Below are 18,836 nucleotides of genomic sequence, written 5' to 3' on the forward strand. Positions count from 1 at the left end.
ATTTTTCTTCCTCAATTACACGACCCAGTCATAAGAGAGCAGCCATGATTCCCATTTCCCATGCACGCCGATGGTCGCGTCGACTCTCCGTCGCGGCTGCGACGGCGGCGATCGCCGCGCTGACGATCAGCGCGTGTTCCTCACCTTCACCGGCGTCGAGGTCGTCTAGCACCGAAGTGCCGTCGACGATCACGATCGCTGACCACGCGATCCCGCAGTCACTGGATCCAATGAGTTCCGCCTCTTACGAGACGACGCAGCTGACGTTCCTCTGGGGCGGCTACATCACCAACTACGCCGACGGGAAAGACAGCGGCAGCCCCCAGCTGGCGGAGTCAGTCGCCGCGACGGCGGACGGACTGACGTGGACGATCAGGCTTCGTTCCGGTCTGAAGTTTTCCGACGGCTCGAACTTGACGTCGAAGGACGTCGTTGCCACCCTTGAACGGATCCTGAGGACCCCGAACGTCGCCGGTGACAACTGGATCGGTCCTGCGCTGGGCAGCATCAAGCAAGTAGCCGCGCCCGACGACGTCACGGTCACCCTTGCCATGAACCGCCCGTACCCGGGGATGCCAGCCGCACTCTCGACCCCGGAGATGGTGGTCCTCCCCGCCTCGGGCATCGCCGAAGGGGACAGCTTCTGGAAGCACCCGATCTCAGCCGGCCGCTTCAAGTTCGACACGCTTGACACCACCAACGGCAAGTTCACCCTGTCGGCGAACACCGGCTACTACGACACCACGCCGCGGAAGGTGCAGAAGATCAACTTCATCGCGGTTACCGACGCCGCCACCCGGCTCGCGCAGCTCAAGAGCGGCCAGGTCGATTACGCCGACAACATCCCGGGCAACCTGCTCTCGCAGGTCACCAGCCCCTACACGCTCGACACTGCGAAGTGGAACGGCGGCCAGATGGCCCTGTCGGTCAACTTTGGTGACCCGATCGCCGGCGACGCCCGCGTGCGTCAGGCGATCTCCCTTGCTGTGGACCGTCAGCAGATCGTCACCTCCGCGCTGGGCGGGGAGACCGTCGGTCTGCCCCTGTACGGCATCCCATGGAACCAGGACAACGACTCCCCCAACGTCAAAGCCACCAATCAGGACATTGCCGCGGCAAAGGCGAAGCTCAAGGGCACCAAGTGCGAGAACGGGTGCACGATCCCGCTGATCACTGTGACGGATTCCGCGTGGCAGGTCCCGCTCGTCGCGCAGGTCGTACAGCAGCAGCTGAAGGCCATCGGCATCAAACTCGAAATCGAGAACACGACTTTCACCCAGGTCGGTGATCGGCTCAAGCAAGGCAACTGGGGCCTGTTCACCAGGTGGATCGGCTACTACGAGAACACGCAAACCTACCTCGGCGGGTATATCTACGGCGACCCGGCGTCGGGCAACAACGCGAACTTCTGGGGCACGTGGCCAACCAAGCCTGACATGCCGGGACTGAAGACGCTTTCGGACCAGCTGAAGACCGCAACAGGGGCCGACACCCCCGCCCTGGTGGAAAAGATCAACGAACAGTACTCCCAGGAGCTTCCGTCGATCCCGCTGACGACCCTGAGCTACGTGGGAGCATCCCGTTTCCCTAAGGATGTCATCCACAGCGTGGGCGCCTCCTACATGGTCCTGCCCTAACGGCCGGGAGGGGCCCGCACGGCGGGCCCCTCCCCCTTCCCATTTCCATTCGCCCACACCGTTTCCAGAGAAAGCGCTGCAGATGTCCACAGCAGTCTTACCCAGCCCGGCGGGCCGCCGGATCGGCACTCGCGCAAGCAGACGCGTCGCGGCCATTGGAGGCCCCTTCCTACAGGCGATCGTCGTGACGCTGCTCGTGATGGTGATCACCTTCTTCCTCATCAGGACGCTCCTCGGCGACCCGGCAGTCGTCCTCATCGGCGGCAACACCGGCGCCAGCCCGGAACGCATCGCTGCGCTGCGCACCCAGCTCGGTCTGGACAAGCCGTTGCCGGTCCAGTTCCTCGACTACGCGACCGGGCTGCTCCAGGGCAACCTCGGGAACTCCTTCCAGCACCCCGCCAACACCGTGGCGAGCATCATCGCCAATGGCGCCGGCGTCACGTTCGCACTCGTCGGGCTGACGCTGTTGATCTCCTGCCTGGCCGGGATCGGCCTCGGATTGTTCGCCGCCGGCACCAATTGGCCCGTGCTGGACAACATCATCCGGGTGCTCTCGCTCCTCGGCCTCGCGGCCCCGGGCGCCCTGGTCGGTCTTGTGCTCATCCTAACCGCGGCCCTCGGCGGTGGCCTCTTCCCCGCAGGCGGGTGGGGCAACGGCTACCCCGAAAATTTCCAGTACCTGGTCCTGCCGGCAATCACCGTATCGTTCTGGCTGACCCCGATCATCCTGCGCGCCGTCCGCGAACGTGCCGGGGACGTGCTGCAGGAGCCCTTCGCCGAGGCTGCAGCCGCCCGCGGCATGTCCATGACCCGGCTCATCCTTCGCCATGTCGCCCCCAACTGTGCCGGCCCCGTACTGACCATCATCGGCGTCAGCCTCAGCTACCTGGTCAGCGGCGCCGTCATCGTCGAGATCGTCTACGGCCTGCCCGGCATCGGACGGGCGATGACGACCGCCGTCGGTTCCCTGGACTTCCCGGTAATCCAGGGCATCGTTCTCCTCACCGGCGCCGTGGTCGTGGTGCTGAACATGATCGCCGAAATCGCCTCGCGCATCATCGATCCCAGGGTCGGCCGATGACGGACATCGTCGGGCCTTCAATCCCCGCTGGAACGCCTCAGGCCGCCACCGCCCGCCGCGGCCACACCGTGTATCTGCGCGTGGAACGGCTGGTCGGTCTAGTCATCGAAGCCGCCCTCGCATTGGCGTTCATCATCGTGCCCGTGGCCAGCCCGATTTCCTCCTCGGACATCACCTCCTTGCCCCTCGCTCCGCCCAGCGCCGAGCACCTGTTCGGCACCGACCAGCTTGGCAGGGACATTTTCGTCCGCACGTTCGAGGCCGGCCGGATCGACCTCGGCTTGATCTTGGTTAGCATCGCCGCTGCCGCGGTCGGCGGGGCACTCCTTGGCCTCTTCGCCGCGTACCTGCCCCCGATAGGCCGGATGGTGATCAGCAGGGTCACCGACGCGACGATGGCGTTTCCATATATCGTCCTCGTCATCGGCCTCGCCGCAGCGCTCGGTAACCGGGAGCTCATCTCCGGACTGCCGCGCGGCGCCGCGGCGATAAGTATTGCAGTCGTCATCGCCTGCTGGCCGCCCTACACCCGGTTAACGTTGTCCCGCGCGCTCGTGCTCCGTGAGCGCGACTCGATCATCGCCGCGCGCGTCCTTGGTTACGGGCCGATGCGGATTTTGTTCAGCCACATCGGGCCCGCCCTGGTCCCAACGGTCGTGTCCTACGCCGCAACCCAGGCAGTCGCGACCACTGCGCTCGTTGGATCGCTGGCGTTCCTCGGAGTCGGCATCGCCCCGCCGACACCCGAACTGGGCCAGATGATGGCCGAGAACATTGCCCTCCTGCCGGTCGCCTGGTGGCCATCGATCATCCCTGGCGTCGTCGTCCTCATCCTCGGCGTCGGCTTCGCTCTCATGGCCGACTCGACCTCTGAAAGGAACACCCGATGACCGCCCTCCTCGACGTCCGCGACGTCAACGTAACCATCGGAGCCACGAAGGTCCTCACTGACGTTTCCCTTAGCCTCTACCGTGGTGAAGCGGTTGGCATCCTCGGTGAGACCGGCTCCGGGAAGACCATGACCATGCGCTCCATCGCCGGGCTCCTCGGCACCGTCGGCGGCCGCATCGACAGTGGTTCGATCCACATCAACGGCCGTGACATAACCCACGAATCCCTACGCAGCCGCCGCCGCACCCTCCGCGGCGTGGTGTCGATGGTGCCGCAGGGGAGCATGTCGAGCCTGGACCCGCTGCAGCGGATCGGCAGCCAGGTCAGCGAGGCGCTGCAGCTGACCCGCGCCGGCAAGGCCAGCGACGCGGACGTCCGCCACGCGCTCCATGCTGTGCGGCTGACCCCGACAGCTTCGCTGCTTCGCTCCCGACCCCACGAGCTATCCGGCGGCATGCGGCAGAGGGTAATGATCGCTCTCGCGCTGGCGTCCCAACCACGTCTGCTCCTGGCAGACGAACCGACCACCGCGCTGGATGCGTCCGTGCGCACCAGCATCCTGGACCTGTTCACTGAACTGCGCGTGGAACGGCAGCTCGGACTCGTGATCATCTCCCACGACATCAACGCGATTGCGTCCGCGACCGACCGGGTCATCGTTATGAACCGGGGCCGCGTCGTCGAGACCGGCCGCACCTCCGAGGTGCTGGCGAACCCGCAGGACCCCTACACGCAGGAGCTGATCAGCGCTCTGCCGGAGCGTACCCCCCGCGGGTACTACCTCCCGGCCCGGCGAAGCACCGACGACCCGAACGCCACTGCCAATGGCGGGCATGTCCCCGTGCCCGCCCGCTCTATGCCCACTGCGGGCGTGTCGACCATCGAGGCGCAGGCGCTTGACTTCTCATACGGCGATCGACAGATCCTCCACGACATCTCGGTACGCGTCCGCGCCGGCCAGCGGCTTGGCATCGTCGGAGAGTCCGGCAGCGGCAAGTCCACGCTCGCCAGGCTGCTCACCGGCGTCCTCCCGTCCCGGCAAGTCACCGTCAACGGGACGCCCTGGCGCCGGTTCGGGAGCAGCCAGCCGGAACGGCATGAGGTGCAACTGATCCTGCAGGACCCCTTCGCCTCGCTCACGGAGACCCAGACTGCGCTGGCGACCGTCCAGGAGGCCTGCCGGACAGTGCAGAAACTGGCGCGATCAGCAGCAAGGCAGCGCGCACTGGAATTGCTCGGATCCGTGGGACTCAGCGGGGACCTCGTGCACCGTCGTCCCGCCCAACTCAGCGGCGGACAGTGCCAGCGTGTGTCTATCGCGCGTGCCCTTGCCGCGAACCCGTCCATTCTCATCGCCGACGAACCGACCTCGGCGCTGGACCTGTCGGTGCAGGCTGGCATCGTGAACCTGCTGCTCACCCTGACAACGCAGCGCCCGCTCGGGCTCGTCGTCGTCTCGCACGACCTCGCCGTCATCTCCCACCTCTCCGACACGATCGTGGTGATGGAGCGCGGGTGCATCGTTGAGTCCGGTCCGACCGACCAGGTCCTGTTCCAGCCCAAACACCCGTATACGCGCCAACTGGTCTCCGCGAACCCGTGGCTTGCCGCGAACGCGGAGAGCAACCTTTACGGCAAGATCCGGCCCGGGGCGGACGCATCAAAGCTCATCGAAGCGCTGGGTGAACAACCGGTTATGGTGCGCGCCGGTAGCGCGTCCGACGCCTAGCAATGCTTGGATAGAAGTATGCCCTCTAACTCCACGTTGGTGCCGCCCACGAGCCAGGACCGCGGCACACTGATCGCCCGGATCCGTGCGCTCACCCCGTCGATGTCACCGGCTCAGGCGGCCATTGCCAATGTCGTCCTCAGCAGCCCCGGCGACGTCGTCCGAATGACGGTCGGCGATCTGGCCACCGTGTCGCAAAGCTCCGTGGGCAGCGTGGTGCGGTTCTGCCAGGACCTTGGACTCAAGGGGTTCCATGAGTTCAAGCTGCAGCTTGCCTCGGAGGCGCCAACGGACGCCGGTGAGCGGGACCTCGTCCAGGATGGGAAACCGGGCTCGATTATCGCGTCCGTGTTCCAGTCAACGTCCCGTTCGATCGCCGCGGCCGAATCGAGCATTGACCCGGAAGAGTTCGAGCGCGCCGTGCACGCGCTGAACAGCGCCCGACGGATCGTGCTCGTCGCCACCGGCCCCTCCGCGCCGCTGGCGATGGACACCGCCCTGCGGTTCCGCAGCGTGGGCCTGCCAATCGAGCACCCGACCGACCCGATCTCGCAGCATATTGCCGCGTCGATGCTCACCGATGCTGACGTGTGCCTGGCGATCAGCCACACAGGCAGGACGCGGGAGACCGTCGCGGTCGCGGAAGCCGCCCGTGACGCCGGCGCGACCGTTGTCGCCGTGACGAGCTTCTACCGCTCACCGCTGGTCGCGGCCTCCTCTGTCGCACTCGTGGCCGGGTCCGGGGAGACCAGGTTCCAGATCGAGGCGATGACAAGCCGGTTTATCCACCTCGCCGTCCTGGACGCGCTGTACTCCGCAGTTACCGCCGGGAACGCCGAACGCACCTTGCGCGCTGCGGCGTTATCCGCCCGCGCCGAAGAGACGCATCGCATCTAAACGCGCGGCCTGTCCGAACAATGCACATCGTCCGCGCGCGGAGGCGGTGGCAGGATACAAAAACGGCGCAGCCCCTTGAACCGGGAGCTGCGCCGTTTTCGTCCCCCGGTCTACGCCCAGGCGGTGGGTTTGTCGAGAGCGTTGAATTCGAATTCGGTCAGGACGCCGTAGTGGTCGCTGGCAGTCGGGTATTCGTTGAACACGACCTTGCTGCTGTTGATCACACTCTCTACTTCGAGGTGATTCTCTGTCGAGCCGGCGAAGACGTAGTCGATGCGCCGATGGTGCGGTTCCTGTACCCAGTAGTTCGGGACAATCCCCTGCGCGTCGACGACACTGCGCTTGACCCAGGGGCTGTCAGTTGTCCATGTGAACCCAGGGGTGCCGTCGCCTGCGATCGCGAAGCTGTCCCGGAACGCAGCGCTGCGGCCGTTGATCGCGGACTTGCCGGTGTAAAAGCGGATGCAGTCCTGATCGGGCGCAGCATCAAAGTCGCCGGCAAGGATCGTCGGCGCGGTCTGCCGGCGACGCTCCTCAAGCTCAGTGATGAATAGTGCCTGCTCGACGCGCGCCGCCTCCCGGGTGAATTTGAAGCTCGGACGGGCGCCGAGGAACAGCATGTCCACACCGATCGGGAGCGGGATCACCGCCTCCCACACATAGGGACCGTCCTCGGCAGGCAGCGCGTGCACTCCGATGCTCTTCGGAGCCCATCGCGTCCCGACGGCGGTGCCCCACGCAGGCCAGCCGACGTCCGTATAGTCCGCAGCGTGGTGCCAGTGCAGCGGTGAGTTCTCCGAGACCAGCTTGAACGCGTCCCGCTCCTGGGTACGCACGACCTCCTGCAGAAACACGATGTCGGCGTCATGGGTGCGAAGCCCGTCCAGCAGGAGCGCGTCGCGCTTCTCCCCGTCTCGCGGGTCCATCCAGATATTAAGGGTCAGCACCCGAAGGTTCATTTTTTTAGACATGGTGCGATCGTAAATACCAAATGTGAACGTTGTTCCGTCTGGAGGTGAACGATTGAAGTTAATTCCACCCGGAAGTCAGTGGCCGGCGAGATCACTGAAGTCGATGTCGAGCTCGACCCGGTCTGCACGGAACCGTGTGCTGGTGTACTGCAGCGGCGTGCCGTCGAGAAGGCTGTTCACAGACCGGACCACCAGCACGATTGACCCGGAGGGGAGGTTCATGTCCTCCGCCTCGACCCTGTTCGCAATCCGGGCGCTGACAGCGCTCCAGGTGCGCACGTAGTCATCGATGCCGACCGCACGGAGCGCCTTCGTGACCGACCGGGTCTGCCGCAGGTGAACATCGAGATCCGGCGTGAGTGCGACGTCGAACCAGGCCGTCGAGCGCGCGATCGTCGTCCCGTTCACATCGGCGACCGTCTCGATCTGAAGTGCCGGCCGGCCCTCCAGGCGGAGGCGGGACGCCACCTCCTGCGGCGGATTCGCAACGATTTCCGATGCGATCGGCCGGTTCGAGGTGGCATCAGGCTGACGCGCACTGTTGCTGAGCCGGGTCCGCAGTCCAATGCGGTGCACCAGCAGGGTGTGTGGCACGACAAAGGTTCCGCTGCCCTGGCGGCGGGCGACAAGGCCCTCCTCAACCAGGACTGCGATCGACTGCCGGATCGTGTTGCGGTGGACGCCGAACCGGTCTGCGAGCTCGCCCTCGGTGGGCATCTTGGTTTCGGGCGCGAACGAGCCATCGACGATCTCGCTGCGGAGCTGGTCGGCGATCAGACGCCACGTTGAGTAACCGGTGGCGGAACGAGTCAGGAAGGTCATGATCTTCGAATACTACGCCTGGCCATGACTCCCCGGAAAACCCGCCGCTACCTGTTCATCTCGTGTCCATCCAATAGACGTCTAGATAAGTAGACAAATCAGCGGGCATCTGGATACGTTTAATTCATCCAGATAGCTGGACAAATTATGGAGGTTGAAGTGACGAGTTCGAATGAGGCCAGCGACGCACGGAGGCGGTGGATGCGGGTCCTCGCACACGCATCAAGGCCGCAGCTCGAAAGGGCCTGGGCGGCCTGGGACGCCAAGCCCGAGGTTGAGGCGATCCGCGGGCCGGAGGCGGGGCTGGTGATGGTTCGCGGCCGCGTCGGCGCCGGCGGTGACCGTTTCAACCTGGGTGAGGCCACTGTCACCCGGGCCACGGTGCGGCTGCACGGTGTGCCGATGACAGCGGACACCGTCGGCAGCGCGTACGTGCTGGGCACTGATCTCGAGCACGCCTGGTTCGCGGCCGCGTTTGACGGGCTGCTTGCCGACGAGCAGCTGCGCGAGCGGGTCCTCAACGATGTGATCGCTCCGCTGGAGCGCGGGCAAGAGCACTACGACAACGACCGCCGCGCTGAGGCGCGCAGCACGAAGGTCGACTTTTTCACCGTCGCGAGGGAACACGCATGAACCACGCTCCCACCACCGTACCGGCGCCCGGGTTCACCGACCCGACTGCCGAGTCGCAGCGCGTGTTCCGCGCCGTCCTCGACGCGTTCGCCCATCCGTGCCGGCCGTATCCGATCCGGGGACTGCCGGAGGCACCCGACGGGCTCGGCGCCGGGCTCGCCGTCGTGGCGTTGGCGCTGTTCGATGAGGACGTGTCCGTGTGGCTGCACCCTAAGCTCGCCGTCAGGCGCGAGGTGACCACCTACCTGACGTTCCACACCGGCACGCGAATCACCGGTGCCCGCGAGGGCGCGGACTTCGTGATCGCCACACCTGACACGGTCACACCGTTCAGCGACCTGGCGCTGGGCACCGACGAGGCGCCGCACCAATCCGCAACGATCATTATCGACGCCGGCGCCCGAGGCGCCGGTGCGCGCTTCACTGCCACCGGGCCCGGGATCGAGGGGTGGATTTCGCTCGATGCTCCGTGGGCACCCGAAGGGTTCGCGGACGCGTGGGCCGGCAATGCTGCGCTCTTTCCCCGCGGCGTTGACGTGATCGTGGTCTTCGATGATCACGTCATCGCTCTTCCCCGCACGACGCGGTTGCGCCGCGCGGTGCCCGACACGGCCAAGGAGGCCTGATGTACGTCGCAGTCAAGGGCGGTGAGAAGGCGATCGCGAACGCCCACGCGCTGCTCGCAAAGGAGGGGCGGGGTGACCCCAACGTCCCGGCTATCGGTCAAGACGCCGTCGCCGGACAGATGCCGGTCCTGGTGTCCCGCGTGATGACCGAAGGCTCCCTGTACGACCCGAAGCTCGCCGCGCGGGCCATCCTGCAGGCCCAGGGTGACGTCCTCGAAGCCGTCACCCTCGTGCGCTCATACCGGACCACCCTGCCGCGGTTCGGCTATTCCGAGCCGATCGACACTGCAGGGCTTGACCCGCAGCGGCGGGTATCCGCCACGTTCAAGGACATCCCCGGCGGCCAGCAGCTCGGCGCCACCTTCGACTACACGCACCGCCTGTTCGCCGAACCAGCCGGCGACGGGCCCGTGCCAGGCGACGCCGGCATCCACCACGTGCCCATGCCGCGCGTGTCCGATCTGCTCGGCTCGGACGCGCTGCTCGAACCCGACCACGCCGCAGACTGGGCCGACCCGGAACCGGCGGACCTGACTCGTGAACCCACCGTGCATCCGATGAGCCGGGCCGAGCGGCTGCAGGGGCTTGCGCGCGGTGACGAGGGGTTCCTTCTCGCCCTCGGGTACTCCACCCAGCGCGGGTTCGGAAACACCCACCCGTTCGCCGGCGAGATCCGCGTCGGCGAGGTCGAGATCGAGTTCGATGCCCCGGACCTCGGGTTCTCGGTGCCGCTCGGCCGCATTGAGGTCACCGAGTGCCAGATGATCAACCAGTTCACCGGCAATGCCCACACGCCGGCCCAATTCACCCGCGGCTACGGCCTGGTGTTCGGTCGGGGCGAGCGTAAGGCCATGTCCATGGCGCTGGTCGACCGGGCACTTCGGGCCGGCGAATTCCAGGAACGCATCGTCGCCCCTGCCCAGGACGAGGAGTTTGTCCTCAGCCATGCCGACAACGTGCAGGCCGCCGGCTTCGTAGAACACCTAAAGCTACCGCACTACGTCGACTTCCAGGCGGAGCTGCACCTAATCCGGCAGCTGCAGCGGGAGCACCACGACAACGCCGCAGGCAGCGAGGAGACCAACACGTGAACCCTGACCAGATTGAGTACAATATTGGCTACCTTGACGAGCAGACCAAGAGGATGATCCGCCGGGTGCTGCTCAAAGCGGTCGCGATTCCCGGCTTCCAAGTCCCGTTCGCGTCCCGCGAGGTGCCGCTGCCGCGGGGCTGGGGCACCGGGGGCGTTCAGCTGACCGCTGCGGTAATCGGCGCCGATGACACACTCAAGGTCATCGACCAGGGCGCCGATGACACCACGAACGCCGTGTCAATCCGGGCGTTCTTCCACAAGGTGGCCGGGGCAGCGACCACGACCCGCACTGAGGACGCGACGATTATCCAGACCCGCCATCGGATTCCCGAGGCCTCCCTCACCTACGGCCAGATCATGGTCTACCAGGTGCCGATCCCGGAGCCGCTGCGGTTCCTCGAGCCCCGAGAGACCGAAACCCGGCGTATGCACGCCCTGAACGAATATGGACTGATGTACGTCAAGCTCTATGAGGACATCGCCCGCTACGGGCATATCGCCAAGACGTACGACTACCCTGTGCTGGTCAACCACCGTTACCTGATGGCCCCGTCCCCGACCCCGTCGTTCGACAACCCGAAGCTGCATCAGAGCCAGGCGCTCCATATCTACGGCGCCGGCCGCGAGAAGCGCATCTACGCCATCCCCCCGTACACCGACGTGGAGAGCCTTGGGTTCGATGACTTCCCGTTCGAACCCCAGCATTTCGATCAGCCCTGCGCGATCTGCGGATCCACCGGAGTGTATTTGGACGAGATCATCACCGACGACGCGGGCGGCGTGATGTACGCCTGCTCCGACACCTACCATTGCGAACGCACCGCCGCTCGCCTAAACGAAGAGATACCCGCATGAGCGACGAGCGTCCCCTCCTGCAAGTCCGCAACGTCGGCCACCGCTACGGTGATTGGCTCGGATGCCGCGACGTGTCGTTTGACCTTTGGCCAGGGGAAGTCCTCGCGATCGTCGGCGAATCCGGCTCCGGGAAGTCCACCCTCCTTAACACCCTTTCACAGCGGCTCGATACCAGCGAGGGCAGCATCCGGTACCGGCTCGACGGCGGCGACGTGGTGGACCTTGCTGATCTGTCCGAGAGCGCTGTCCGCCGCCTCTGGCGCAGCGAGTGGGGCTTCGTACACCAGAACGCCGCCGACGGTCTGCGGATGCACGTCAGCGCGGGCGGCAACGTCGGGGAACCGCTGATGGCGAACGGCTGGCGGCACTACGGCCGCATCCGGGCCGCGGCGACCGACTGGCTCGAACGCGTAGAAATCCCCCGCGACCGCGTCGATGACACGCCCGCCGCGTTCTCCGGCGGCATGCGGCAGCGGCTGCAGATCGCCAGGAACCTGGTCGTTTCGCCGCGGCTGGTGTTCATGGACGAGCCCACCAGCGGGCTTGACGTGTCCGTCCAGGCCCGCCTGCTGGACCTTATCCGCTCCCTGGTCAGCGATCTGGGCCTCGCCATGATCATCGTGACCCACGACCTCGCCGTGGCCCGGCTCATCTCGCACCGGACCCTCGTCATGAAGGACGGTCACGTGATCGAGTCCGGACTGACTGACCGGGTCCTCGATGACCCGCAGGCCCCGTACACCCAGCTGCTCGTCTCCTCGATCCTCCAAGGATGACCATGACCACCAACCAGCCCATTCTCGCCGTCTCCGACCTCGACAAGACCTTCACCATGCATTTACAGGGAGGGCAGGGGCTCGCCGTGATCCGCGGGCTCAGTTTCGACCTGCACGCCAGCGAGTGTGTCGTCCTCGGCGGAGCATCGGGCAGCGGCAAGAGTTCGATCCTGAAAATGGTGTACGGAAACTACGCCGTCGACCGAGGCAAAGTGCTCCTCCGCGCTGGCGGTATCGATATTGATATCGCCACCGCCGACCCGCGCGAGATCCTCGCGGCCCGCAGGCACGCCATGGGATACGTCAGCCAGTTCCTGCGGTGTGTGCCTCGGGTGCCCGCACTCGAGGTCGTCGCCGAACCCCTCATCGAGCGGGGTGCCGACCCGATGGACGCAGAGGAGCGCGCTGCCTCCCTGCTGTCACGGCTCGGGATCCCCGAGCGGCTGTGGGGATTGCCGCCGGCGACGTTTTCCGGAGGCGAGCAGCAGCGCGTGAACATCGCCCGCGGGTTCATCGCGGACCTGCCGATGCTCCTGCTGGACGAACCCACCGCCTCCCTGGACGCCCGGAACCGGCGCGTGGTCGTGGAACTGATCGCCGAGAAAATAGAAGCAGGAACCGCGATGCTTGGCATCTTCCACGACGCCGAGGTGCGCGAAGCCGTCGCCGACCGCGTCATCCCTGTCGAGGACTTCACACCGATGGTCAGGGCCATGGCATGAGCCACCGATACGCGGTGTACGCCCTGCCCGGTGTGGAACGCACGGATGCCACCGGCACGCTGCTGCGGGAACGTGCGGAATCCTGGCTCGGGCGCAGCGTCACCGGTACCGCCCCCTCCGGAGGCGTGCCGGAGGGGTGGACCCGCGCCTCCATCGACCGGATTACCGCCGACGCGAGACGGTACGGGTTCCACGCCACCCTCAAGGCGCCGTTCCGTCTCGCGTCCGGGTACGGCATCGATGACCTTGCCGCCGCCACGGCACGGCTGGCATCGTCGATGCCACCGGTGACCATCCCGCGGCTCACGATCAGCCGGATCAACTGGTTCTACGCGATCACACCCGGCGAGGAAGCCCCAGGGCTGGACACCCTCGCCACGACCGTGGTCACCGAACTCGACTCGTTCCGCGCCCCGCCCTCTGCCGACGAGATCGCCCGGCGCAAACCCGACACACTCACCGACCGCCAACGCGCGCTACTCACCTCTCTCGGCTACCCGTACGTTCTCGAGGAGTTCAGGTTTCACCTCACTCTCACCGACCGCGTCGCGGACGGGCGGCATGAACACATCGAGCAAACCTTGCGGCAATGGTTCAGCGGCTGCCTCGACCGTAATGTCACCCTCGGCACAATCGCCCTCTTCATGGAACCGGAGCCCGGCGTCCCGTTCCGCATCCACTCACTGCACCCGCTGGAAGGCTCCCAATGACCAACGAACTCGTTCTGACCAACGCCCGCGTCGTGCTTCCCGATGAGGTGATCCACGGCACCGTAGTCGTCCGCGATGGCCAAATCGCGGACGTCAGCTCCGGGAACGCGGCCGCAGGGGAAAACCTCGACGGCGATTACCTGCTTCCCGGCGTCGTCGAACTGCACACTGACCACGCCGAGTACCACCTCCGTCCCCGCCCGGGCGTGGACTGGGACGCGATGCCCGCGGTCCTCGCCCACGACGCGCAGATGGCAACCGCCGGCGCGACCACCGTCCTCGACGCCGTCCGGCTCGGCTCAGAGCCCGGAGACCGCGAAACGGTCACCCGGTCCGCTCGGCGCCTCGCGGACGCGATCACCACAGCCGCCCGTGCCGGGGCCCTCCGCGCCGACCACGCGATCCATCTACGTTGCGAAGTGTCTGCGGAGGACTGCCTGGACCGGTTCGAGGAGTTCGCCGACAACCCTCGCGTGAGGCTCGCATCGCTGATGGACCACACCCCCGGCCAGCGACAGTTCGAAGACGTCGGCGAGTTCAAGCGCTACTACATCGGCAAGGGTATCGTTTCCGAAAGCAACATCGACGGATACGTCGACGTGCTCCTCGGCGAGGCGAAGCTGCACTCCGACCGGAACCGACGCGCCGTCGCCGAAGCTGCGCGCCGACGCGGCATCGCCCTCGCAGCACACGACGATGCAACCGTCGAACACATCCAGGAGTCCGTCAGCCTCGGTGTGCGAATCGCGGAATTCCCCACGACCGTCGTCGCCGCCGCCTCGGCCGGCGCCCACGGGCTGTCCGTCATCATGGGCGCACCAAACATCGTCCGCGGCGGCAGCCAGTCCGGGAACGTAGCCGCATCGGCGCTCCTCGACCGGGGGCTGCTGCACATACTCTCATCCGACTACGTTCCCTCCAGCCCGATGCAGGCCGTGTTCCAGCTCGTCACCGACGGAACAATCAGCATCCAGAACGCCGTCAAGCTGATCAGCACCAACCCAGCCAACGCCGTCGGAATGACCGACCGCGGGGAGATCGTCATCGGCAAGCGCGGCGACCTGCTCCGCGTCCGCCCCTACGGGCAGCCAGGCACACCGGAACACCCGACTGGGCTCACCGTGCCCATCGTGCGCGCCGTGTACCGGCAGGGCGGACGGGTCGCATGACCGAAGGAATGATCGGCCCCGGCGCCTTCGTCGCCGTCGTCGGCCCCAGCGGCGTCGGCAAGGACGCGCTCATCTGCGAGGCACGCCGACACGCCTGCCCCCATATCAGCCTCCCGAAACGGCACATCACTCGGGCGCCCGGACCAGGCGAGGACCACGTCCCAACGAACGAGGATGAGTTCCAGGCAGCCCGCGGCGCGGGCATGTTCGCCCTCACCTGGGACGCCCATGACCTCCAGTACGGGATCCCGAAGTCCATCGATGACGACATCCGCACCGGCCGGGCCGTCGTTGTGAACGTGTCGCGATCCGTCATCGGCACCCTCGCCGCCAGGTACGAGCGCCTCATCGTCGTCCGGGTGACAGTGTCCGAGGAGGTGCGCGCCGCCCGAATGCGTTGCCGTGGGCGGGAAAACGCCGACGAGATCAGCAAACGCCTGCGGCGGCCCGATCCAGCACCGGAATCCACTGCGGACAAGGAGATCCGCAACGACGGCACCATCGCGGAGGGAGGCGCGAAACTACTGCGCATTATCGAGGCTGCAGCAGGGGGATGCTGCCGCCCTCCCGGGCACCGATCCGCCACGTCCCAGTCCCCGATCGGACCCGGCACGCTGCCGGAGGCGGGAATCGTCCACGACGGGTCTACCATCGCCGACAGCGTTCTCGGCCGGTACACGGAAGTCGGTCAAGGTTCCAGGCTCGCCCACGTCGAGTTCGGCGACTACAGCTACTGCGACCGCTACAGCGATCTCGCGAATACCACCGTCGGGAAGTTTTCGAACATCGCCAGCTTCGTGCGGGCCGGAGCAACGGACCACCCCCTGGACCGGGCCACCCTGCACCACTTTGTCTACCGGTCAGAGAAGTACTGGCCCGACGCCGAGGACGATGCGGACTGGTTCGCCAAGCGGCGGGCACGCCGAACCGTCATCGGGCACGACACTTGGATCGGCCATGGTGCGCAAATTAAGCCGGACGTTGTGGTGGGCAACGGTGCAGTCGTCGCATCCGGCGCCATCGTCACAAGAGACGTTCCCCCCTACGCAATCGTCGCCGGTGTCCCCGCTAAAATCATCCGGTTCCGTCAGCCGCCCGAGGTGGTCCACCGACTGGAGCAGCTCGCCTGGTGGGACTGGGACCACGAGACGCTCCGCCAACGGCTCAGCGATTTCCGCTCCCTCGACGCAATCGGGTTCCTTAACCGGTACGAGCGGTAATAGCCGCGTGCCCACACCACTTCGGTGTCCGGCATCCGTACAGTAAGTTCATCCAACAGGCTCCGAATGCCCGGCTGCTGACGCTGAAGAAGCTCTTCGAAGCAGGCCTGTCAGACGACTCGATGGTGGTCCCTGGCACTGCGTCCGCGATCAGCCGCAGGTCGTCACCGCGTGTGATGAGACCCGCCGTCGATGAGTTCACAGCACGCTTGCCTTCAGCCATCGAGTAAAGCTATAGCCGCCGAGGAAGAAGCGTGCGCTCGCCGCGTGACAACCTATGACAGCGAGCTTCCGCACGCTCTTTCTCAAGGGCAGAGCACCGTTGTTTTTCAGCAGTACAAGCGATTCACGCGCATATCCCAAAGCGACAACAGAGTCGCCCGGCACAAAGGCGCCTTCTCTCTCATCGGCAACCGGGGCAAAGGGATTCTCAGACAGACCCATCCGGGACTTGGCGGTAAGAACCTCACGAACTGCGCGGTCCATCAATGCAACGTCCGCTTGTCCCGTCGCGAACCAATCGCGAAGCTCGCTGCCGAACCCTTGGGGTACATGCAGTTCAATGTCCAATCCTACATTGAGTGCCGCAAGCCGGCGTGCGGTCCAGACTGCGCCACGCGCTGGACGATGTGCAGATTCCCCACGGCGCCGTAATCGGAAACAAGCAGACCTTCGAACCCCGTCTGTTCTCTGAGCAGCGTCTTCAGCAGTCGAGTCGAAGCGGACACCGGCTCCCCGTTACCCCGACCGAGTTGTACGACGGCATGATGCCGCGAAGCCCAGCCAACGTAATCGCGGCCTGAAGGGCTTGCCATAGACTTCCACCAAGGTCGTGCCAGGGACATTGCAGTGGGCGCCATGCATACCGCCAGCCACTGTGTCCAGCTGGCCGCAGGCTGGCCAGCCACCGAGGCTGATCACTGGCCGGAGAGCACCGACCGGCGCCTTGGGTTTTAAGGTTCGAGAAGGAATCTTCGGATTAGACCGTCAAGAACCTCCAACGGGCCCGGGAGCTGCTGAACAGGAAGCCCCACCACCTCGGACTCCGCGCTCCTGTCCAGGCCCACATCGAGCTCCTCCTGCCCCAAGCTGTCTGAACAGCTGACTGCATCGGCGGATTGGCGATTGTACTGACAGATAGAATCCACCGTCCCTCGTTCGGGATGTGGGAGCACCCCGTGTGGCGCCCCAACATGCTCGGAGGTTTCGCTGGAGGGGTGCGCCATGGCTCCGCGAATCTCCTATACCGCAGCACGACGGTGCAAGTGCAGCACCCAGTCCTCTGGACTCGGCTTGTGGGGAACAGCCCACTCGCCCGAGGAACCGATTGATACCCCAGCGATGATATGGAATTCGCCGGTGCGCGGATCGAACCAGCGCGCGTCGTATTCGGCATCAGTATCGAGCCCTCGGAGGGTCCCCGTGCGGGATGTGCCGTCGCTGAACAGGGCCACGTAGAGGTCGTTCTCATCGGTGGCGAGGAATCCGCGACCGGCGGCTGCGAAGTCGCTCCAGGCCGGATCCGTGAATCTCGGCGTGAGCTTCCACCAATCCAGATCGCACAGGAAGCGGACACCGTATCCCAGTTGGTCGCCGGTCGCGGAATTCGCCCCCTCGAACCACCACACGCGTCTTGTGGTCGGGACGAAGAGCCACTTCGGCCCTTCCACTTCGCCCGAGCCTTTCTCTGTGGAGGTCACGACGCTGCTCTCGACGGCGGCTTGCTCGGGAGCGAGCTGGTATTCGGTTCCTGCGTCGAGGGGAGCGCCATCGGGCGAGTAGACATCGTTCCACAAGCCGCTCACGCCGTATCCATAGCCTCGCATGCCCGAAAGGTACGACTTGTATAGGGCGCTCAAGGCGTGTCGCTCGTCGGTCCAGAACTTCTCGTACGGAGATTCATACACGAGAGCGGGCTTCCCACTAGACCAGTATTCAGCGAGGATGCCAGTATCCCAGCTGTCGTCCCATTGCGGCTGTGCGGCGAAGCCGTCATGCCATTCCTCGTGGGCGAATCGGGAGCTTCGCGCGGTGGTGAGGTGCGTGCTCTCCTGATGCGGGAAAAGGGGGTGGCGATAGTCATCGGATGCCCGGAGGCTCTCGATCGCGGCCGTCCAGGGTTTCATCGCGTCGCCAACGAACATTCCGGAGAATGTGGCGTCGATCTCCTGGGCGATGGTCCAAATGACCGGATAAGCGCCATAGCGTGCCGCCCAGTACTTTGCCAGCCGCGCCATCCGCTGGGGGGTGTAGTCGTCGGGGAAGTCTGCCGGGCGGGCGACCCAGTCAATCATCGCGTTTGCGTGCACGAGCCCCGAGTCGGCGATGTATGCGAACTTTGCATCGAGGTTGCGCAGTCCGTCGAGTGCGGCCTCGGTGACTCCATGCCGGAGGTCCGCTATGGGTTCCTCGTCGGGCCCGTGGTGGCGGACTCCTTGCGGATGCGGGTGCCATATCGGCTCCGACTGATAGACGGTAAAGCCCTGCGCGACCCGTTTGTCGACGACGTATCGAAACTGGGAGGCCACACCCTCCGCGTTGGATGTGTTCCAGCGCTCGTGCGGCAACGCCCAATGTGTGTCTCCCAGGTAGAAGAACGGGGTGTCGTCGTCGTGGACGAGATGGTGGCCCGATTCCGCTACGCGGAGGAATCCGTGCCTGAAGAGATTGAGGTCGCCAGTGTACTCGTGCGCGACAATACGGGCGGTCGCTCCGTGCAGCCCGTGATCGTCCGGAGCGCTGCATGTCGTCTCCATCCGCCATTCACCCACCGCAGGCGGTGCGAAGCGCGCCTTCCATTGGTTTCCGCCATCCCAGAATGCCGGCCGTGTCACGGAAGCACCGTCGGGACCCACGAAGACCGCCTCGACCTCGATCTGGACGAAGGGATCGGTGTAGTCGTGCGCGGCGGACATCGAGAGCTCTACGCTCCTCCACCTTTCAGTGTGGATCGGAGTGTCTGATGTGTTCGTCATGATCACACCGCCGTGGCTTCGATGTG

19 protein-coding genes are annotated in these 18,836 nt (G+C 65.6%); 14 read left to right on the forward strand and 5 right to left on the reverse strand.

All coding sequences use genetic code 11. The features are described from left to right. Positions 1–44 precede the first annotated feature (44 nt). From LD110_RS06995 to LD110_RS07015, 5 genes are all read left to right on the forward strand, one after another. Positions 45–1,637 carry an ABC transporter substrate-binding protein gene (locus tag LD110_RS06995; RefSeq protein WP_225497738.1) on the forward strand — a complete coding sequence of 531 codons (1,593 nt, stop codon included), beginning with the start codon at positions 45–47 and terminating at the stop codon, positions 1,635–1,637. Between the two features lie 82 nt (positions 1,638–1,719). Further along, on the forward strand, positions 1,720–2,721 hold the full coding sequence (locus tag LD110_RS07000; RefSeq protein ID WP_225497740.1) for an ABC transporter permease: 1,002 nt from the start codon (positions 1,720–1,722) through the stop codon (positions 2,719–2,721). Continuing rightward, positions 2,718–3,611 (forward strand): ABC transporter permease, encoded by an 894-nt coding sequence (locus tag LD110_RS07005; protein WP_225497742.1) that lies wholly within the window; start codon positions 2,718–2,720, stop codon positions 3,609–3,611. The genes LD110_RS07000 and LD110_RS07005 overlap by 4 nt, the downstream gene beginning before the upstream one ends. Next, a complete protein-coding gene (locus LD110_RS07010) occupies positions 3,608–5,341 on the forward strand; it encodes an ABC transporter ATP-binding protein (protein WP_225497744.1) in 1,734 nt (577 codons plus the stop codon). The genes LD110_RS07005 and LD110_RS07010 overlap by 4 nt, the downstream gene beginning before the upstream one ends. Positions 5,342–5,359: 18 nt before the next feature. After that, positions 5,360–6,238, forward strand: coding sequence for a MurR/RpiR family transcriptional regulator (locus tag LD110_RS07015; RefSeq protein ID WP_225497746.1), 879 nt, complete (start codon positions 5,360–5,362; stop codon positions 6,236–6,238). Between the two features lie 110 nt (positions 6,239–6,348). On the opposite strand, the gene LD110_RS07020 is transcribed toward LD110_RS07015, so the two are convergent. Further along, positions 6,349–7,209, reverse strand: a complete 861-nt coding sequence (locus LD110_RS07020) for an endonuclease/exonuclease/phosphatase family protein (protein WP_225497748.1) — start codon at positions 7,207–7,209, stop codon at positions 6,349–6,351. A 75-nt stretch (positions 7,210–7,284) separates the two neighbouring features. Further along, on the reverse strand, positions 7,285–8,031 hold the full coding sequence (gene phnF, locus LD110_RS07025; protein WP_225497750.1) for a phosphonate metabolism transcriptional regulator PhnF: 747 nt from the start codon (positions 8,029–8,031) through the stop codon (positions 7,285–7,287). Between the two features lie 159 nt (positions 8,032–8,190). Between phnF and phnG the strand changes: the two genes are divergently transcribed. Genes phnG through phnN form a run of 9 tightly spaced genes read left to right on the forward strand, consistent with a single transcriptional unit; the run spans position 8,191 to position 15,835 of the window. Continuing rightward, positions 8,191–8,664, forward strand: a complete 474-nt coding sequence (phnG, locus tag LD110_RS07030) for a phosphonate C-P lyase system protein PhnG (RefSeq protein WP_225497753.1) — start codon at positions 8,191–8,193, stop codon at positions 8,662–8,664. Continuing rightward, entirely contained in the window at positions 8,661–9,290 is a 630-nt protein-coding gene (phnH, locus tag LD110_RS07035; RefSeq protein WP_225497755.1) for a phosphonate C-P lyase system protein PhnH, read from the forward strand. Before phnG ends, phnH begins: the two co-directional genes overlap by 4 nt. Then, positions 9,290–10,381 (forward strand): carbon-phosphorus lyase complex subunit PhnI, encoded by a 1,092-nt coding sequence (locus LD110_RS07040; RefSeq protein ID WP_225497757.1) that lies wholly within the window; start codon positions 9,290–9,292, stop codon positions 10,379–10,381. Before phnH ends, LD110_RS07040 begins: the two co-directional genes overlap by 1 nt. Continuing rightward, positions 10,378–11,238, forward strand: a complete 861-nt coding sequence (locus LD110_RS07045; RefSeq protein WP_225497759.1) for an alpha-D-ribose 1-methylphosphonate 5-phosphate C-P-lyase PhnJ — start codon at positions 10,378–10,380, stop codon at positions 11,236–11,238. Before LD110_RS07040 ends, LD110_RS07045 begins: the two co-directional genes overlap by 4 nt. Then, complete coding sequence (phnK, locus tag LD110_RS07050) at positions 11,235–12,014, forward strand: phosphonate C-P lyase system protein PhnK (protein ID WP_225497761.1); 780 nt, start codon at positions 11,235–11,237, stop codon at positions 12,012–12,014. The genes LD110_RS07045 and phnK overlap by 4 nt, the downstream gene beginning before the upstream one ends. A 2-nt stretch (positions 12,015–12,016) precedes the next feature. Next, positions 12,017–12,736: a phosphonate C-P lyase system protein PhnL gene (gene phnL / locus LD110_RS07055; protein WP_225497763.1), complete on the forward strand. Its 720-nt coding sequence runs from the start codon at positions 12,017–12,019 to the stop codon at positions 12,734–12,736. After that, positions 12,733–13,446, forward strand: coding sequence for a DUF1045 domain-containing protein (locus LD110_RS07060; RefSeq protein ID WP_225497764.1), 714 nt, complete (start codon positions 12,733–12,735; stop codon positions 13,444–13,446). The genes phnL and LD110_RS07060 overlap by 4 nt, the downstream gene beginning before the upstream one ends. Further along, entirely contained in the window at positions 13,443–14,615 is a 1,173-nt protein-coding gene (locus tag LD110_RS07065) for an alpha-D-ribose 1-methylphosphonate 5-triphosphate diphosphatase (RefSeq protein ID WP_225497766.1), read from the forward strand. The genes LD110_RS07060 and LD110_RS07065 overlap by 4 nt, the downstream gene beginning before the upstream one ends. After that, positions 14,612–15,835 carry a phosphonate metabolism protein/1,5-bisphosphokinase (PRPP-forming) PhnN gene (phnN, locus tag LD110_RS07070; RefSeq protein WP_225497768.1) on the forward strand — a complete coding sequence of 408 codons (1,224 nt, stop codon included), beginning with the start codon at positions 14,612–14,614 and terminating at the stop codon, positions 15,833–15,835. The genes LD110_RS07065 and phnN overlap by 4 nt, the downstream gene beginning before the upstream one ends. Before the next feature lie 198 nt (positions 15,836–16,033). Here the strand turns inward: phnN and LD110_RS07075 are convergent, their stop codons facing one another. The 3 genes from LD110_RS07075 to LD110_RS07085 all read right to left on the reverse strand — a co-directional run bounded on the left by LD110_RS07075 (position 16,034) and on the right by LD110_RS07085 (position 18,810). After that, positions 16,034–16,405, reverse strand: a complete 372-nt coding sequence (locus LD110_RS07075; protein WP_225497770.1) for a hypothetical protein — start codon at positions 16,403–16,405, stop codon at positions 16,034–16,036. A 2-nt stretch (positions 16,406–16,407) separates the two neighbouring features. After that, complete coding sequence (locus LD110_RS07080; RefSeq protein WP_225497772.1) at positions 16,408–16,650, reverse strand: glycoside hydrolase family 3 N-terminal domain-containing protein; 243 nt, start codon at positions 16,648–16,650, stop codon at positions 16,408–16,410. A 426-nt stretch (positions 16,651–17,076) separates the two neighbouring features. Continuing rightward, on the reverse strand, positions 17,077–18,810 hold the full coding sequence (locus LD110_RS07085) for a DUF5060 domain-containing protein (protein ID WP_225497774.1): 1,734 nt from the start codon (positions 18,808–18,810) through the stop codon (positions 17,077–17,079). Positions 18,811–18,836 lie beyond the last annotated feature (26 nt).

This window comes from Arthrobacter sp. M4, from assembly GCF_020251205.1.
GTDB lineage: Bacteria > Actinomycetota > Actinomycetes > Actinomycetales > Micrococcaceae > Arthrobacter.

Bases quoted from the DNA above. Each gene is read 5' to 3' on its own strand.
- LD110_RS06995 (WP_225497738.1), top strand. From the start codon at position 45: ATGATTCCCATTTCCCATGCACGCCGATGGTCGCGTCGACTCTCCGTC.
- LD110_RS07000 (WP_225497740.1), top strand. From the start codon at position 1,720: ATGTCCACAGCAGTCTTACCCAGCCCGGCGGGCCGCCGGATCGGCACT.
- LD110_RS07005 (WP_225497742.1), top strand. From the start codon at position 2,718: ATGACGGACATCGTCGGGCCTTCAATCCCCGCTGGAACGCCTCAGGCC.
- LD110_RS07010 (WP_225497744.1), top strand. From the start codon at position 3,608: ATGACCGCCCTCCTCGACGTCCGCGACGTCAACGTAACCATCGGAGCC.
- LD110_RS07015 (WP_225497746.1), top strand. From the start codon at position 5,360: ATGCCCTCTAACTCCACGTTGGTGCCGCCCACGAGCCAGGACCGCGGC.
- LD110_RS07020 (WP_225497748.1), bottom strand. From the start codon at position 7,209: ATGTCTAAAAAAATGAACCTTCGGGTGCTGACCCTTAATATCTGGATG.
- phnF (WP_225497750.1), bottom strand. From the start codon at position 8,031: ATGACCTTCCTGACTCGTTCCGCCACCGGTTACTCAACGTGGCGTCTG.
- phnH (WP_225497755.1), top strand. From the start codon at position 8,661: ATGAACCACGCTCCCACCACCGTACCGGCGCCCGGGTTCACCGACCCG.
- LD110_RS07040 (WP_225497757.1), top strand. From the start codon at position 9,290: ATGTACGTCGCAGTCAAGGGCGGTGAGAAGGCGATCGCGAACGCCCAC.
- phnK (WP_225497761.1), top strand. From the start codon at position 11,235: ATGAGCGACGAGCGTCCCCTCCTGCAAGTCCGCAACGTCGGCCACCGC.
- phnL (WP_225497763.1), top strand. From the start codon at position 12,017: ATGACCACCAACCAGCCCATTCTCGCCGTCTCCGACCTCGACAAGACC.
- LD110_RS07060 (WP_225497764.1), top strand. From the start codon at position 12,733: ATGAGCCACCGATACGCGGTGTACGCCCTGCCCGGTGTGGAACGCACG.
- LD110_RS07065 (WP_225497766.1), top strand. From the start codon at position 13,443: ATGACCAACGAACTCGTTCTGACCAACGCCCGCGTCGTGCTTCCCGAT.
- phnN (WP_225497768.1), top strand. From the start codon at position 14,612: ATGACCGAAGGAATGATCGGCCCCGGCGCCTTCGTCGCCGTCGTCGGC.
- LD110_RS07080 (WP_225497772.1), bottom strand. From the start codon at position 16,650: ATGGCAAGCCCTTCAGGCCGCGATTACGTTGGCTGGGCTTCGCGGCAT.
- LD110_RS07085 (WP_225497774.1), bottom strand. From the start codon at position 18,810: ATGACGAACACATCAGACACTCCGATCCACACTGAAAGGTGGAGGAGC.